This is a genomic window from Nocardia sichangensis, assembly GCF_047200615.1.
Classification (GTDB): Bacteria; Actinomycetota; Actinomycetes; order Mycobacteriales; family Mycobacteriaceae; genus Nocardia; species Nocardia sichangensis.
This window is the reverse complement of sequence record NZ_JBJZOK010000022.1, coordinates 21,242-34,147: the sequence shown is the minus strand read 5'-3', so window position 1 is coordinate 34,147 and position 12,906 is coordinate 21,242. Positions and strand designations below refer to the sequence as shown.

Genomic DNA, 12,906 nt, shown 5'->3' with positions numbered 1-12,906 from the left:
CACCGTGCCCGTCGCGCGCGGAGGGCAGCCCCGGACAGCACGGATCGTTCAGTTGTCGCCGCGTGGGATCAGTTGTTCGGCGGCGGTGGGCGCAAAAGCGCAGGCGCGGCCACTCGCCCGACAGCGGGGACCGGCACGGGAAGTGCGGGATCCCAGCTATCGGCTCTTCGCTCGAACAGCGCGCGTGACGGGCCCAGCGCGAGCGGGCCCGCTATGCGCACCAAACGGAATCCCGCCGAACGGTAGTAGGCGTGCAGGTCGGTATTGGTGGTCCACGCGTCGAGCCGGACCCAGGCGCGGCCCTGCGAGCGGGCGAGCAGTCCCGCGTGCGCCAGCAGGTGATGGCCCACGCGCCGGCCCGCGAAACGCAGATCCACGATCATGTAATGGGCGATCACCGCATCGTCGAGTTCCCACGCCGACCATAGACCGGCGTCGGCGCGGTCGTTGACCGTGATCGTTCCCGCCGGTTCGCCCGCGACCTCGGCGATCCAGGTCTCGCCCGCGTCCAGCGACCGTCCCACGGCGCGAGCGAAGATCTCGATGGGCAGGCCGCGTCCGGCGACCGTCCACTGATCGGAGCCGCGCGCGGTGAGCCACGCCGTGCGCTGCACGCGCAGGCGGCAGATCATGCCGAGATCGCCCCATGTCGCCTGGCGCAGCGCGATCGTCATGGGCTAGGCCCGGCCGGTCCCGTGCGAATCGGCAAGCGTGGTCCGGATGACTGCGGTGCCTTCGGCGTCGCCGAGCTCGTAGGCGAGCCGATTGCCGGAGGCGAGCGAACGTTGCCGCGTGGCACGGGTGACGCGCTCGTGGTTGGCGCCGATGCGCAGGTGGTCGAGCAGGATGGTGCCGGTGGCGACGCCGAGCACCAAGGCTTCCTCCGCGGTGGCAGGCCGGGCGACGAGCGTGTCGCGGTGCGCGGTCTCGGCATGACCCCGGTCGGCGAGGCGGCGGGTGGTGCCCTCCGGAATATCGTGCGGTGAGTCGATTCCGGTGGCCTCGGCCAGATCACGGGGATAGAAGCTGACCTCCCACGACCACGGCTCATGGTCGAGATACTGGACCACCGTCCTGGCCAGCACCCACGAATCCGGCGGTATCCCCAACCAAGACGCGACTTCGGGGCTGGCGGGCTCCATCTTCGCGCTGAACTCCTTCGACGGCTCCCGGTGCGCGGCCCGCGCGATCTCCTCGAAGATGTCGTGCGGGGTCTGCGGCCGGTCGGGGCGGATGGAATCGGTGACAACGGATTCCAGGATTTCCTGGTTTCGAACGATCGTTCCGCGGGAAGTAGCTGTATAGACGAGATTTTCGGTCACCAGCACCTGGATCGCGTTGCGGGCCGTGGTAATCGAGACCTGCATTTGATCGGCAAGCTCCGAGTGACTGGGCAGTCGATCGCCCGGTTTCCACTTGGCTGCGCGGATCTCCTCGCGGAGGAGGTCTGCGATCCGGTGATACGTCGGACCGTCCGCCATCTTGCTCCTCGGTTGGTCATGCAGGTAACGAAGTGTACTCTCCGTGACTCCCTACGGCCCGTTAACGCTTGACAGGTGCCTTCAGAGGTTTATTGTAATGAAGTCCTGATCCGGTGTTGTGCGGCGATGACGGCGAGGCAACGTGGCAGGTTCGGATACAACGGTCGTAATGGCCCTCCCTGGCACACCTAGGTGTGTCGATCCTTCGGTGCGCTCTTCGGCACCGGGATTGCTTCCCACGTCCGACCTATTGGTTCGGGCGTGTCGCGGACACCGCGTGGTCGGTGGTCCGCTCTTGTGGTTCGCTCGTGATCTGGCAGTGCTACATGAGCGCCGCCTGGTCGGCCGCGGTGGTTCGGTGGACACCTCCGTGGCGGTGGTTCGCGAAATCGAGCGTCGCAGAGTCGAATTGGTGATGGCCATCGACGACTGGGTGATGCGAAGTGTGCCGCAGCATCGGCTCGGCGCCACTCTGCACACCGAAACGGTGGGTGCGGTGATCGATCGCCTCGCCGAGTCGTCGGTGCGCGCGCACCACGCGTTGATGACTCTGAACGCGCACGACGATTTGCTGCACAACGCGTGGCATCATCTCGCCGAACTCGCGGACGCCTATGACGATCTGGTGCGCGACGTCATGGCGGGCAGGCGGCGTCTGCCCGAGTGGTGAGCGGCTGATCCGTTCGCCCTTCGCCCCGCCGGGCCACCGCCCGGCGGGTGTCACGGGTGGTAACGACGATGATCGGTGGCGAAGTCGTCCGCGACGGTCGCGGCCAGCTCGACGTAGGCCCGCTTGGTCTGCTTGTGCAAGCGGTGCAAATCGATTTCGGCGCCCTCGGACATGTGCGCGTCGAACGGGATGATGTGCACGGCGCGGCACCGGGACAGGAAGTACTCCCGTAGCTGCTGGATACCGACGTTCGGCGATCCGGCCCGCGGGGAGTTGATCACCACCACCGCGTTGCGCACCAAATGGTCGTGGCCGTGCAGCGACAACCAGTCCAATGTGGCTGCGGCACTGCGGGCTCCGTCGATCGCGGGGGAGGAGATCAGTACCAGCGAGTGCGCCAGGTCGAGCACACCGGACATGGCCGAATGCATGAGCCCGGTACCGCAGTCGGTGAGGATGATGTTGTAGAACCGTTGCAGGATTCGGGCGACCGCGCGGTACTCCTCTTCGCTGAACGCCTCCGACGCGGCCGGATCACGTTCGCTGGCGAGCACTTCCAGGCGGCTCGTCGCCTGCGAGGTGTGCCTGCGCACATCCGAATAGCGCTGGATGGTCGAATCGAGGAGCAGGTCGCGCACGGTGGACCTGGTCTGCAGGGGCACCCGCTGCGACAGCGTGCCGAAGTCAGGATTGGCGTCGACGGCGATCACCCGGTCGCCCCGGATCGAGGCGAAGGTGGAGCCGAGACCCATTGTGGTGGTGGTCTTTCCGACACCGCCCTTGAGCGACAGCACCGCGATCCGGTAGTCGCCGCGGACGGGCTGCCTGATCCGCGCGACCAGTTCCTGCAACCTGCGTTCCTCGGCGGACATACCGGGGTTGATCGCGCCGCCGGACACGTGGTGCACGGCCTTGCGCCACCCGGTTCCCGGAGCTTTCTTGGCCCGGCGCAGCGGCACGTCGTCGAGTGAAGGCTGCTGGAACGGGGCGCCCTGCTGCCGGGCGGGCGGCTGTGGGTAGCCGGGAGGCGTGCCCCACTGCGGAGCGGGGTGACCAGTGGCTTGGTGCGGCGGCACGGAATGCGGTGATGCCGGACCGGATTCGGGCACGGCAGCATTGCGCCACTGGTCGACGGGGACCTGCGGTGCGCTGCCCGCTGCCTGATCGCCCGCGAACTGCGTCGGGTGACCGGCGGGTACGCCGCTCGAGGCGTTGGGGTGCGGCTGTGGCGCGCCCGCGTCGTAAGCCGCATCCGGACGGGGCTGAGGCGCAGGCTGCTGGTCGGAGTTCGGCGCTTGTCCGACCGGCGGCTGGGACGCCGAAGGTTCGTTCGGCTCCGCCGACAGCCGGTGGCGTCCGCCACCGGCGACAGGTCGCGCCGCCACCGGGCCGATGTCGGTCGCGCCGGCGCGGTTCGACGCCGGTGCGCTCGAGTCCCTTTGTGCGCGAGTCGCATCGACCGACCCCGCCGAGTCGGGCTGCACGGGGGCCTCCGGCGCGGTACCGGATGCACTGTTGTGCGGCGCGGGCGGGTCGGGCAGCGGTGGGAGTCGGCGCGGCGCGTCGGTCGCGGGCGCGGCGGCCTGCTCGGGCCGAGGAGCCGCGAGCCACGGCGGCGGACCATCGGGAATCACCGTCGTGGGAACGGGTGCGGCGGTCTGCGGGGCTTGCGCCGGATGCTCGGTAATGGGCGGTGTCCGGTGGGCATCGCTCGACGGCGTGATGTCGCCGGTGCCCAGTGTGGAGCCATGCTCGGATCCCGCACCTGCCGACGTTGTCGGGGCCTGAGCCGCTGCCGCGCTCCGGTTCACCCCGGCAGTGGTGTTCGCGCTGTGCGGTTCGGTCGGGCTTGCGCCGGTGGATGAGGTGGCGGTCTCGGCGCCGGTCGGCGTCGCTTCTCGGCTCTCGGCCTGCCGAACAGCGTCCGCTCTGCCGGAAACGGGATCCTCAGCGGAACGTGCCGCTGTCGGAGCGCCGTGCGGCCCTGCGTGCTCGTCCGTTGACGGCCCGGATTGCTCGCCGTGCGGTGACTGCGCATTTTCGCTCAGCGGGTCGGGGGCCTGCCACGCGCTGGATACTGGCGTGGCGGTCGGGGCCGACGGGTGTCCGCCCTGCCGTGCCGCGTCCTCCGGGCCGGTTACGGGCGAGGTCCCGCCACTGGTCGGGTCTGCTGACGGTGGAGCGGATGGCACGCCGGTCGGTGCCTGAGCGTTCTGCCGCGCGGTGTGGTCGGCCGTGCTTCGGTCGGGACTCGACGTCGCCGGGTCGATGGGTGGCTGCGGTGCGGGTTGTGTGCTGGTCGGTGTCGAGGAGTGTCCGCCCTGCCGCGCCGCCTGGTCCGGAGCGGATGGCACGCCGGTCGGTGCCTGAGCGTTCTGCGACGCCGTGTGGGCGGCCGTGCTTCGGTCGGGAGTCGGCGTCGTCGGGTCGATGGGTGGCTGCGGTGCGGGTTGTGTGCTGGTCGGTGTCGAGGAGTGTCCGCCCTGCCGCGCCGCCTGGTCCGGAGCGGACGGAGGCGCGGCGGGATATCCGGCTCGAGGCGGTTGCGCGGCCGGTTCGCGGCCGGTCGATGTCGAGGTAGGCCAGGTCTGGTTCGGACCGGCGGGTGGGGTCTCGCGAGACTCGCCGCGCTGAGTCGCCTCGTTTCCGGTCGGGCTCGGGCCGATCGGCGGGGTGGTCCGATTGGGCGGAGCCGAGTTCGGCCACAGGCTCGGAGCCACGGCCGACAGGGCGGCATCGAGGCGAGGGTTGCCGGTGGACGGCCATCCACCGTGCTTCGGCCCGAGCGGAGGTCGGCCGCCGACGGCCTGGCCCGGCGTGCTCTGGCCATGCGATGGCGGGGCATGCTCGTCGTTCCGGGGCGGAGCGGGCCGCTCGTCGGCTGGTTGCCGGGGCGGCGGCGGGAGCTCCGGCCGGTCCGCCTGCTGTTCGTTCGACGCGGGCGGGTTCGCGGACCTGCTGCCCAGTGGCTGGAAACCGGGTGAGGGCTGCGACGGATTGCGCGTGGGCAGGCTGTGCTGCGGAGCGCCGGTGCGCTCCGGCGGCGCTTGCCACGAATTGTCCTGCGCCGGTGGAGTGCGGTCGTAGCCGGGCTGCTGCCAGGACCCCTGCGGCTGCTGGGCCGCCTGTGGGTGGGGCCAAGACTCTTGCGGCTGCTGCCAGGCCTGGTATGGCTGTTGCCGAGACTCTTGCGGCTGCTGCCAGGCCTCTTGCGGCTGCTGCCGGAGGGACTCTTGCGGAAGCTGCTGCCGGGACTCCTGTGGCTGTTGCAGAGAATCTTGCGGCTGTTGCCAGGACTCCTGTGGCTGTTGCCAGGACTCTTGCGGCTGCTGCCACGACTCGTGCGGGGCACGAGCCGGTGCGGGCTCCTCCGGAACCGGCGCGGCCGCGCGACTCGCGTCGCCCTGCCGCTGATCCTCCTCGGCATTCCCCTCGTGCTTGTCGCGGCGCCAGCCCTTACGGCGCTTCTCCGGCCGTGCGGCATCCGGGCGTTCCGCCTCGGGCGCGCGGCCGCGCAAACGGCCGCGCCTGCGGCTGGGGGAGTCCTCGATGAGGTCGTCGTGCGGAAGGTTCTGTACCGGCGCTTCGTAGCCGCTCTGGCTGACGTCGCTCTCCGACAGCCACGGCGGCAGCATGGGCAGGCCGTCATTGCTACGGCTCACGACTGCGCCTCGCCGATGTTCGGCGTGCCGATCTCTCGCTCGCTGCGCTCGGTCACGACTGCCCTCGCTGCCCGCTCGGCTCGGTCGTGGCCAGGGACGCTCTGCCGTTGACTCGCTCGCTACGATTACTCACGGCCTCGCCTCCCTGCCGCTCGCTTCGGCCGTGACCGAGAGCGCCCACGCCGGTGGCTCGCACGCTGCGCCGGCTCACGCGTCCCCCTCGATCCGTTCGACCCAAATACCTGGACAGCGGCCAGTTTACGCGACAACCCGGTGCCGTCGCGGCGCAGCGTCCGAGGCCCGCCACGAGTGGGAAGACGGCTGCGAAACCGCTGGCGACACGGGTATACAGGGAGGCATTTTTGCCCGATCCGGAACGGATCGGTAAGCTGGAGCGGCGGTGCACCTAGGCGCCGCCTGTTTGTGTGCGAGCGGTTCGCTCCGGCGATCGGTCCCATTCGAGCAGAACCAGCAAACAAACCAGGTTGAGCGTAACCGGGATCGCGGAGGACATGGCGAAGAAAGACGGGGCCATCGAGGTCGAGGGTCGAGTTGTCGAGCCGCTGCCCAATGCGATGTTCCGGATCGAGCTCGAGAACGGACACAAGGTTCTCGCGCACATCAGCGGGAAGATGCGGCAGCACTACATTCGCATCCTCCCCGAGGACCGTGTGGTCGTCGAGCTCTCGCCCTACGACCTGTCGCGTGGCCGGATCGTATACCGCTACAAGTGATCGTGCCCGGCGCGATCGGCGTCGGTTGCGAGCCGGCAGTCCCGGCGTGAGCCGGGGCCGAGTCGAAGGACTCACACCAGAGCTTCCCCAGTCGCCGACTGGGGAAAAACTGTGTTCACACCCCTGTGAACCACAACAGATTGGACGGACGTGAAGGTTCAGCCGAGCGTCAAGAAGATCTGCGAGAAGTGCAAGGTGATCCGCCGTCACGGCCGGGTCATGGTGATCTGCGACAACCTGCGCCACAAGCAGCGCCAGGGCTGAGCGGAGGCGAGGGAGACCTCGCACCACCCGCCCGAGGCTTGCCGACGGCGAACGCTCGACGCGACACCAGCCAAGCACCGAACCGCAGTTCGGATTGGCAAGAAGAACTCCCAGCACCAGCCGCACGCTGCGGAAATCAGGGTTCGCCCTGGGCGTGCGCGCCTACCACCGGTTCGGAGGCCGGTGCCCCGCCAAGACGAGGGGACGGACAGGGAGCAGACCTCCGCAACGATTAAGGAAACTGCCAGATGGCACGTCTCATGGGCGTCGACCTCCCGCGCGAGAAGCGCATGGAGATCGCACTGACCTACATTTTCGGCATTGGCCGTACCCGCTCCAAGGAGATCCTCGAGGCCACCGGCGTCAGCCCGGACCTGCGCTCGAAGGATCTCAGCGACGACGATCTGACGAAGCTGCGTGACTACATCGAGGCTTCGGAGTTCAAGGTCGAGGGTGACCTGCGCCGCGAGGTGCAGGCCGATATTCGCCGCAAGATCGAGATCGGCTGCTACCAGGGCCTGCGCCACCGTCGTGGCCTGCCCGTGCGTGGCCAGCGCACCAAGACCAACGCGCGCACCCGCAAGGGCCCGAAGCGCACCGTCGCCGGCAAGAAGAAGTAGGGATAACCGATGCCTCCGAAGAGTCGGGCCGCGGGCCCGAAGAAGACCCAGAAGTCGCGTCGCAGGGACAAGAAGAACGTCCCGCACGGCAACGCGCACATCAAGAGCACGTTCAACAACACGATCGTGTCGATCACCGACCCGAACGGCAACGTCATCTCCTGGGCGTCGTCGGGTCACGTCGGCTTCAAGGGCTCGCGCAAGTCGACCCCGTTCGCCGCGCAGCTCGCCGCCGAGAACGCCGCCCGCAAGGCGCAGGAACACGGTGTCAAGAAGGTCGACGTGTTCGTGAAGGGCCCCGGTTCGGGCCGCGAGACCGCGATCCGCTCGCTGCAGGCCGCCGGCCTCGAGGTGGGCACGATCTCCGATGTCACCCCGCAGCCGCACAACGGCTGCCGTCCGCCCAAGCGGCGTCGCGTCTAGCGGGAAAGGAATAACGAACAATGGCTCGTTACACAGGCCCTATCACCCGCAAGTCGCGTCGTCTGCGCGTCGACCTCGTCGGCGGCGACCAGGCGTTCGAGCGTCGCCCCTACCCGCCCGGCCAGCACGGCCGCGCGCGGATCAAGGAGAGCGAGTACCTGCTCCAGCTGCAGGAGAAGCAGAAGGCCCGCTTCTCCTACGGCGTCATGGAGAAGCAGTTCCGCCGGTACTACGAAGAGGCCAACCGCCTCAAGGGCAAGACCGGTGACAACCTGCTGCGTCTGCTCGAGACCCGCCTGGACAACGTCGTGTACCGCGCCGGTCTGGCCCGTACCCGCCGTCAGGCTCGTCAGCTGGTCTCGCACGGCCACTTCCTGGTGAACAACAAGAAGGTCGACGTTCCCAGCTTCCAGGTCACCCAGTACGACATCATCGATGTCAAGGAGAAGTCGCTGGGCACCCTGCCGTTCCAGGTGGCGCGTGAGACCGTCGGCGACCGTCCGGTTCCGGGCTGGCTGCAGGTGCTCCCCGGCCGGCTGCGGATCCTGGTCCACCAGTTGCCCGAGCGCGCCCAGATCGATGTGCCGCTGCAGGAACAGCTGATCGTCGAGTACTACTCGAAGTAAGACTTGGCACAACGTGCCGCTGGTGCGTGGCCGCCCCGATGGGCGGCCAGGCACAACCCCTGAGACGAGGCGTCAAATAGCGGGCGCCCAAAAAGGAGGATGATCCACATGCTGATTTCACAGCGTCCGACGCTGACCGAAGAGGTCGTCGCCGAGAACCGCTCGAAGTTCACCATCGAACCGCTCGAGCCGGGCTTCGGTTACACCCTCGGCAACTCGCTGCGGCGTACCCTGCTGTCCTCGATTCCGGGGGCGGCGGTCACGAGCATCCGCATCGACGGCGTCCTGCACGAGTTCACCACCGTTCCGGGCGTGAAGGAGGATGTCACCGACATCATCCTGAACCTCAAGGGCCTGGTCGTGTCCTCCGAGGAGGACGAGCCGGTCACGATGTACGTGCGCAAGCAGGGTCCGGGCACCGTCACCGCCGGTGACATCGTCCCGCCCAGCGGCGTGGTCGTGCACAACCCGGACATGCACATCGCGACCCTGAACGACAAGGGCAAGCTGGAGATCGAGCTCGTCGTCGAGCGCGGTCGCGGCTACGTCCCGGCCGTGCAGAACAAGGCGTCCGGCGCGGAAATCGGCCGGATTCCGGTGGATTCGATCTACTCGCCGGTGCTGAAGGTGACCTACAAGGTCGAGGCGACCCGCGTCGAGCAGCGCACCGACTTCGACCGGCTCATCCTGGACGTGGAGACCAAGAACTCCATCAGCGCGCGGGACGCGCTCGCCTCGGCGGGCAAGACCCTGGTCGAGCTCTTCGGCCTGGCCCGTGAGCTGAACGTCGAAGCAGAGGGCATCGAGATCGGCCCCTCGCCGGCCGAGGCGGATCACATCGCCTCGTTCGGCCTGCCGATCGAGGATCTGGACCTCACCGTCCGGTCCTACAACTGCCTCAAGCGCGAGGGTGTGCACACCGTCGGCGAGCTGGTCGCCCGCACCGAGTCGGATCTGCTGGACATTCGCAACTTCGGTCAGAAGTCCATCGACGAGGTCAAGGTCAAGCTGCACGCGCTCGGCCTCTCGCTGAAGGACAGCCCCGCGTCGTTCGATCCGTCCAGCGTGGTCGGCTACGACGCGAGCACCGGCACGTGGAGCGACAGCGGCACGTTCAGCGACACCGACGGCGGCGAGCAGGACTACGCCGAGACCGAACAGCTCTAGGCCGCCGGGGTAGGCGCCCCGGCCCGGCCTCATACAAGGAGAACACCACAATGCCCAAGCCCAAGAAGGGTGCCCGCTTCGGCGGGTCGGCGTCGCACCAGAAGGCGATCTTCGCCAATCTGGCCACGGCGCTCTTCGAGCACGGCCGGATCACCACCACCGAGGCCAAGGCCAAGGCCGTGCGTCCCTACGCGGAGAAGCTGATCACCAAGGCGAAGGGCGGCACCCTGGCCGACCGTCGCGAGGTGCTGAAGGTGATCCGCAACAAGGATGTCGTGCACGAGCTCTTCGCGGAGATCGGCCCGTCGTTCGAGGGGCGCGAGGGTGGCTACACCCGCATCACCAAGACGCTGCCGCGCAAGGGTGACAACGCGCCGATGGCGATCATCGAGCTGGTTCGCGAGAAGACCGTGACCAACGAGGCCGATCGCGCCCGTCGCGTGGCCGCCTCGAAGAAGGCGGAGGAGGCTCCGGCCGCCGAGGTCGTCGAGGAGGAGGCCGACGAGGCCGTCGCCGAGACCGCCGAGGCTCCGGCTGCCGACGAGGCCGCCGAGGACAAGAAGGACGCCTGACGCTTCGCGTCGGAGTTCGCGCACGAGCCCGCCACCCGCACTGGGTCGGCGGGCTCGTTCGTTTCGACCAGAGGATCATGTGACCGTGGAGGAATCGGTGGGATCGATGTCGGGTCGACCGGGCGAGGACGCACCGGGCGTGCCCGGTATCGACGTGCCACGCACCCGGGTGCGGTTGGACATCGCCTATGACGGCACGGATTTCGTCGGCTGGGCGCGTCAGCCTGGTCTGCGCACCGTGCAGGGGGTGCTGGAGGACGCGCTGAGCAAGGTGTTCCGCGAGCCGATCCAGCTGACCGTGGCGGGCCGTACGGACGCGGGCGTGCACGCCGAGGGGCAGGTCACGCATTTCGACACCGCCGGTGAACTGGACGCGGCGAAACTGGTGCACCGGATGGCGCGCTTCCTGCCGAAGGACGTGCGGATCAGGCACGCGCGCCCGGCCGCGCCGGAGTTCGACGCCCGGTTCTCCGCCATCCGCCGCCATTACGCCTACCGGCTGACCACCGCGCCGTACGGTGCGGAGCCGCTCCAGGCCCGCAGCGTGGTCGCCTGCCGATCCGACGTCAATGTCGACGCGATGCGGGCGGCTTCGCGAAAGTTGCTCGGGCTGCACAACTTCGTCGCCTTCTGCCGCCGCAGGGAGGGTGCGACGACGGTACGGGAGCTGCAGCGGTTCGACTGGGTGCGCGATGGTGACCTGCTGATCGCCTACGTCAGCGCGGACGCGTTCTGCTGGTCGATGGTCCGCAGTCTGGTCGGCGCGGTCCTCGCCGTCGGCGAAGGGCGGCGGACGCCGGAATGGGTGGCCGATCTGTTGCGGGAGACCGAGCGCTCCAGTTCGGTGACCGTCGCTCCCGCACATGGTTTGAGCTTGATAGGCGTGGACTACCCGGCCGACGAGGAACTCGCGGCCCGCAACGCGCAGACGCGGGAGATGCGGTCGGTTCCGGTACCTGGCGGAGGCTGCTGCGGCGAGTGAGAATGTCCGCGCACTACCCGCACCCGTGCTCGGGTGCGGGTAGCGGACGCGGTCACTTCGATGACCGCGGGTATTGCTGCTGCGACTGTGCCGACTGCTGAGTCTGCTCCTGCTGGGTCGGCGACATCGGTGTGGACCGGCCGGATTGCGCTTCGATGGTCCTCGGTTCGTGCGACGCCCCGGAAATCTGGATGCGGCGCGGCTTCGCACGCTCCGCGATGGGGATCGTCACCGACAGCACGCCGTTGTTGTAGGTCGCGCTGATGTTCTCGACGTCGACGTTCTCGCCGAGGGACATCTGGCGCATGAAGGTGCCCGCGAAACGTTCCGAGGCGATCCACTGGACGCCTTCTTCGCTCGGCACGGTGCGTTGCGCCCGCAAGGTGAGCGTGCCGTTGTCGACGCTGACGTCGATCGAGCCGGGGTCGACGCCGGGCAGATCCGCGTTCAGAACGTAGTGATCTCCCGCTTTGAACAGATCCATCGGCATGAATCGCGGTGCGCGACCGGTTCCGGCAGTCTCACCGAGCAGTTGGCGGGCAACGGTGTCGATGTCATGGAATGGATCGAATCGAAGCACAGCAATCACCTCCATCTCCTAGTGGTGGCGCCGGCCAGGCGCCGGGCGCCGATAGCTGTGCAATAGCCACAGTAGCCCTCGGTAATCGGGACGGCATCGACCCGACGGGGCCGTCCTGGCAGTGCACGGGCCCGGCCGGAATAGCGCCCTCCTGGCGTGTGTTGGGTCGGGACATGGCATTCGACAGTCTCGGACGGTTCGGAGTGTGGCGGGCGTACAACGGGTTCAGCCCGGAAGACGCGCGAGAATTGGAGCGGCTCGGATACGGCGCGCTCTGGCTGGGGGCTTCGCCTCCGGCGGATCTGGCGACGGTCGAACCGCTGCTGGAGGCGACCGAAACGATCACCGTCGCCACCAGCATCGTGAACATCTGGGCGGCGCCCGCGAAGGAGGTGGCCGACTCGTTCCACCGGATCGAGGCCCGCTTCCCGGGCCGGTTCCTGCTCGGCATCGGTGCGGGACACCCGGAGCACACCGGTGAGTACCGCAAGCCGTACGACGCGCTTGTCGAGTATCTCGACGACCTCGACGCCGCGGGAGTACCCGCCGAACGTCGCGCGGTGGCCGCACTCGGCCCGCGCGTGCTGAAGCTGGCCGCCGAGCGGTCGCTGGGCGCGCTGCCCTATTTCGTGCCCGCGGCGCACACCGCGAAGGCCCGCGAGATCGTCGGCCCGGACGCGCTGCTGGCGACCGAGCACAAGGTGGTGCTGACCGACGACGCCGACACGGCGCACGCGGTCGCCGATGAGACCGTCAAGTTCTATGTCGGCCTGACCAACTACGCGTCGAACCTGCGCCGATTCGGTTTCACCGACGCCGACCTCACCGTGCCGCCGAGCGAGGCGCTGTTCGACGCCGTCATCGCGCACGGCACGCCGGAGCGGATCGCCGCCCAGCTGTCCGAACACGCCGACGCGGGCGCCGACCACGTCGCGGTGCAGATCCTCGGCGACAACTACCTCCCGGCTCTGCGCACCCTCGCTCCGCTGCTCACCGGGCGATCCTGACCGCCCGTCTCCGGCCCCCGGAGCTGTGTACCTTTGCTGCGCTGTTGACCGCGGGATCCTGACCGCCCGTCTCCGGCCCCCGGCGCTGTGTACCTTTGCTGCGCTGTTGACCGCGGGA

The 12,906-nt window shown here is 68.5% G+C and carries 13 protein-coding genes and 1 pseudogene; 10 read left to right on the top strand and 4 right to left on the bottom strand.

Features of this window, described 5'->3' with window-relative positions:
• Positions 1-68: 68 nt before the first annotated feature.
• Positions 69-674, bottom strand: coding sequence for a GNAT family N-acetyltransferase (locus ACL03I_RS26835; protein WP_356964761.1), 606 nt, complete (start codon positions 672-674; stop codon positions 69-71).
• Between the two features lie 3 nt (positions 675-677).
• On the bottom strand, positions 678-1,481 hold the full coding sequence (locus ACL03I_RS26830; protein WP_355076198.1) for a GntR family transcriptional regulator: 804 nt from the start codon (positions 1,479-1,481) through the stop codon (positions 678-680).
• Between the two features lie 358 nt (positions 1,482-1,839).
• On the opposite strand from ACL03I_RS26830, the gene ACL03I_RS26825 reads away from it, so the two are divergent.
• Positions 1,840-2,151, top strand: a complete 312-nt coding sequence (locus ACL03I_RS26825) for a DUF4254 domain-containing protein (protein WP_355076200.1) — start codon at positions 1,840-1,842, stop codon at positions 2,149-2,151.
• A 50-nt stretch (positions 2,152-2,201) separates the two neighbouring features.
• On the opposite strand, the gene ACL03I_RS26820 is transcribed toward ACL03I_RS26825, so the two are convergent.
• The gene (locus ACL03I_RS26820; protein ID WP_412807227.1) at positions 2,202-5,813 is read right to left on the bottom strand and encodes a nucleotide-binding protein; all 3,612 of its coding nucleotides are present in this window, start codon (positions 5,811-5,813) and stop codon (positions 2,202-2,204) included.
• Between the two features lie 512 nt (positions 5,814-6,325).
• Here ACL03I_RS26820 and infA point away from each other — a divergent pair.
• From infA to truA, 8 genes are all read left to right on the top strand, one after another.
• Entirely contained in the window at positions 6,326-6,547 is a 222-nt protein-coding gene (gene infA / locus ACL03I_RS26815; protein WP_003418601.1) for a translation initiation factor IF-1, read from the top strand.
• A 150-nt stretch (positions 6,548-6,697) separates the two neighbouring features.
• Positions 6,698-6,811 carry a 50S ribosomal protein L36 gene (rpmJ, locus tag ACL03I_RS26810; RefSeq protein ID WP_011207363.1) on the top strand — a complete coding sequence of 38 codons (114 nt, stop codon included), beginning with the start codon at positions 6,698-6,700 and terminating at the stop codon, positions 6,809-6,811.
• A gap of 248 nt (positions 6,812-7,059) precedes the next feature.
• Positions 7,060-7,431 (top strand): 30S ribosomal protein S13, encoded by a 372-nt coding sequence (gene rpsM, locus ACL03I_RS26805; RefSeq protein WP_039795645.1) that lies wholly within the window; start codon positions 7,060-7,062, stop codon positions 7,429-7,431.
• A gap of 9 nt (positions 7,432-7,440) precedes the next feature.
• Entirely contained in the window at positions 7,441-7,854 is a 414-nt protein-coding gene (rpsK, locus tag ACL03I_RS26800; protein ID WP_039795647.1) for a 30S ribosomal protein S11, read from the top strand.
• A 20-nt stretch (positions 7,855-7,874) separates the two neighbouring features.
• Positions 7,875-8,480, top strand: coding sequence for a 30S ribosomal protein S4 (gene rpsD / locus ACL03I_RS26795; RefSeq protein WP_355076205.1), 606 nt, complete (start codon positions 7,875-7,877; stop codon positions 8,478-8,480).
• Between the two features lie 108 nt (positions 8,481-8,588).
• Positions 8,589-9,647 (top strand): DNA-directed RNA polymerase subunit alpha, encoded by a 1,059-nt coding sequence (locus ACL03I_RS26790; RefSeq protein WP_039796155.1) that lies wholly within the window; start codon positions 8,589-8,591, stop codon positions 9,645-9,647.
• A gap of 50 nt (positions 9,648-9,697) precedes the next feature.
• The gene (gene rplQ, locus ACL03I_RS26785) at positions 9,698-10,219 is read left to right on the top strand and encodes a 50S ribosomal protein L17 (protein WP_355076207.1); all 522 of its coding nucleotides are present in this window, start codon (positions 9,698-9,700) and stop codon (positions 10,217-10,219) included.
• Between the two features lie 106 nt (positions 10,220-10,325).
• Entirely contained in the window at positions 10,326-11,201 is an 876-nt protein-coding gene (gene truA / locus ACL03I_RS26780) for a tRNA pseudouridine(38-40) synthase TruA (protein ID WP_412807272.1), read from the top strand.
• 142 nt (positions 11,202-11,343) lie between these two features.
• On the opposite strand, the pseudogene ACL03I_RS26775 reads toward truA, so the two are convergent.
• Positions 11,344-11,781, bottom strand: a pseudogene (locus ACL03I_RS26775) (Hsp20/alpha crystallin family protein); the annotation flags it as partial.
• 173 nt (positions 11,782-11,954) lie between these two features.
• On the opposite strand from ACL03I_RS26775, the gene ACL03I_RS26770 reads away from it, so the two are divergent.
• Entirely contained in the window at positions 11,955-12,788 is an 834-nt protein-coding gene (locus tag ACL03I_RS26770) for an LLM class F420-dependent oxidoreductase (protein ID WP_412807226.1), read from the top strand.
• The last annotated feature ends 118 nt before the right edge of the window (positions 12,789-12,906 follow it).

Coding starts and splice junctions, on each gene's coding strand:
- ACL03I_RS26835 (WP_356964761.1), bottom strand. CDS start 674: ATGACGATCGCGCTGCGCCAGGCGACATGGGGCGATCTCGGCATGATC.
- ACL03I_RS26830 (WP_355076198.1), bottom strand. CDS start 1,481: ATGGCGGACGGTCCGACGTATCACCGGATCGCAGACCTCCTCCGCGAG.
- infA (WP_003418601.1), top strand. CDS start 6,326: ATGGCGAAGAAAGACGGGGCCATCGAGGTCGAGGGTCGAGTTGTCGAG.
- rpsM (WP_039795645.1), top strand. CDS start 7,060: ATGGCACGTCTCATGGGCGTCGACCTCCCGCGCGAGAAGCGCATGGAG.
- rpsK (WP_039795647.1), top strand. CDS start 7,441: ATGCCTCCGAAGAGTCGGGCCGCGGGCCCGAAGAAGACCCAGAAGTCG.
- rpsD (WP_355076205.1), top strand. CDS start 7,875: ATGGCTCGTTACACAGGCCCTATCACCCGCAAGTCGCGTCGTCTGCGC.
- ACL03I_RS26790 (WP_039796155.1), top strand. CDS start 8,589: ATGCTGATTTCACAGCGTCCGACGCTGACCGAAGAGGTCGTCGCCGAG.
- rplQ (WP_355076207.1), top strand. CDS start 9,698: ATGCCCAAGCCCAAGAAGGGTGCCCGCTTCGGCGGGTCGGCGTCGCAC.
- truA (WP_412807272.1), top strand. CDS start 10,326: ATGTCGGGTCGACCGGGCGAGGACGCACCGGGCGTGCCCGGTATCGAC.
- ACL03I_RS26770 (WP_412807226.1), top strand. CDS start 11,955: ATGGCATTCGACAGTCTCGGACGGTTCGGAGTGTGGCGGGCGTACAAC.